This is a genomic window from Terrabacter sp. P5_B1, from assembly GCF_056400505.1.
Genome location: NZ_JBFULD010000494.1, coordinates 1 through 2,071 on the forward strand (window position 1 = coordinate 1; position 2,071 = coordinate 2,071).

Here is a 2,071-nt window from a genome sequence, read left to right on the forward strand (position 1 = left end):
GGCTGGCCCCTTCCGGGACCGGCCCACCCCACTCCGGAAACGTCAGCGGTCGAAGGCGTCCTTGACGTCCTTGCCCGCATCCTTGAGCTGCTCGCCCCGCTGCTTGAGGTCAGCCGAGGCCTGATCCTGATTGCCCTCGGCCTCGAGTCGCTCGTTGTCGGTGACCTTTCCGGCGGCTTCCTTGGCCTTGCCCTTGAGGTCTTCACCCATGTTGCTGGCCTTGTCTTCGATACCCATGTCGGGGCCCCTTTCGCCTTCGATCGGATGCTTCTCCCCTACCCGGTCGCCGTGGTTCGCCACCACATCGGGCGAGTCCTCGAGGAGGGGGTCATGTGCGTACGGCGTCGGTGGCCTTTGCGACACTGGAGGGGTGACCACGATCCCGAACCCCGCCTCCGAGGTGTCCTCGTCGTCCGGACGGGCGCCGCAGACGCGAGACCTCAGCCGGTTCGCCTACCTCTCCATCGCGGCCGCTGTCGTCACGATCACGCTCAAGGTCGTCGCGTGGCGCATCACCGGCTCCGTCGGCCTGCTGTCCGACGCGGCCGAGTCGGTCGTCAACCTCGTCGCCGCGATCGCCGTGCTCATCGCGCTCAAGGTGGCGGCCATGCCCGCCGACAAGAACCACCACTTCGGCCACACCAAGGCGGAGTACTTCTCGGCCGCCATCGAGGGGATGATGATCCTCGTCGCCGCCCTCGTGATCATGTACACCGCGGTCGAGCGCTTCCGCAACCCCCAGCCCATCGAGAACGTCGGGCTCGGACTCGCCATCTCGGTCGTCGCCTCGGCCGTCAACGGCGCCGTCGCCGTCGTGCTCCTGCGGGCCGGCCGCCGCTACCGGTCGCTGACGCTCACCGCCGACGGCAAGCACCTGATGACCGACGTGTGGACCTCGGCCGGCGTCGTCGTCGGTGTGCTCCTCGTCGGTCTCACGCACGTCGAGCGGCTCGACCCCGTCATCGCCTTCCTCGTCGGCGTCAACATCGTCTGGACCGGTTGGAAGCTCATCCGCGAGTCCACCGAGGGGCTCATGGACATCTCCATGCCCAAGGAGGACAACAGCGCGATCGCCGAGATCCTGTCGCGCTTCGTCACGCAGGAGGTCCACTTCCACGCGCTGCGCACGCGGGTCTCGGGCCACAACCGGTTCGCCGAGGTGCACGTGCTCGTGCCCGGCGCGTGGACCGTCCAGCAGGGCCACGACCTCATGGAGGAGGTCGAGGACACCGTGCACCGGGAGTTCGGCGAGATCGCCCTCACCTGCCACCTCGAGCCCTCCGAGGACCCCCGCGCCTACGGCGACTACGCCGCCGAGTTCCCCATCCCGACGCACCACGACATCGTCGCTGCGCACGGGGCGGCCCCGAAGGCGCAACCGGGACGGGGCGACGACGAGGCATGAGCCGCGCGCACGTCGTCGTGCCCTCACCGATCGGCGACCTCACCGTCGTCGCCGAGGACGGCGCCGTCACGCACCTGCTCATGGACGCCGCGAAGTACCGTCCCGACGACCCCGAGGTCCTCGGCGAGGTCGGCGACCTCGCCGACGAGCCGTTCGCGGCGGCGTCGGTGCAGCTCGCCGCGTACTTCGCCGGCGCCCTGACCGCGTTCGACCTGCCGCTCGCGCCGCGCGGCGACGCCTTCCACCAGCGGGTGTGGGCGCTGCTGCGCGCGATCCCGTACGGCGAGACCCGCAGCTACGGGCAGCTGGCCCGCGCGCTCGGGGACCGCAACCTCGCCCAGGCCGTGGGCACCGCCAACGGCCGCAACCCGATCGCCGTCGTCGTCCCGTGCCACCGGGTCATCGGCGCCGACGGCTCCCTCGTCGGGTATGCCGGGGGGCTCGCGCGCAAGCGCTACCTCCTCGCGCTCGAGGAGCCTCCCGCCGACCGGTCCGGCCGCCTCTTCTGAACCGGCGACCCCGAAGACCCCACGTCCAGGGGCCGCGACGTCCGATCCGCCACACTGGGTGACCTCACACTTCCGCGGGCCGGAGCGTCTACAGGACATGAAGCGACCGTTCGAGCAGGCCGTCACCGAGCACGGCGCCGTGGTGCTCCGCGTCTGC

At 70.5% G+C, this 2,071-nt stretch carries 3 protein-coding genes; 2 read left to right on the forward strand and 1 reads right to left on the reverse strand.

Going from position 1 to position 2,071, the window contains the following annotated elements; translation table 11 throughout:
- Window positions 1-42: 42 nt before the first annotated feature.
- Window positions 43-303 (reverse strand): CsbD family protein, encoded by a 261-nt coding sequence (locus AC1DP0_RS21305; RefSeq protein ID WP_478088478.1) that lies wholly within the window; start codon window positions 301-303, stop codon window positions 43-45.
- A gap of 76 nt (window positions 304-379) precedes the next feature.
- Between AC1DP0_RS21305 and AC1DP0_RS21310 the strand changes: the two genes are divergently transcribed.
- The gene (locus tag AC1DP0_RS21310; protein WP_478088482.1) at window positions 380-1,405 is read left to right on the forward strand and encodes a cation diffusion facilitator family transporter; all 1,026 of its coding nucleotides are present in this window, start codon (window positions 380-382) and stop codon (window positions 1,403-1,405) included.
- A complete protein-coding gene (locus AC1DP0_RS21315) occupies window positions 1,402-1,914 on the forward strand; it encodes a methylated-DNA--[protein]-cysteine S-methyltransferase (RefSeq protein ID WP_478088480.1) in 513 nt (170 codons plus the stop codon). The genes AC1DP0_RS21310 and AC1DP0_RS21315 overlap by 4 nt, the downstream gene beginning before the upstream one ends.
- The last annotated feature ends 157 nt before the right edge of the window (window positions 1,915-2,071 follow it).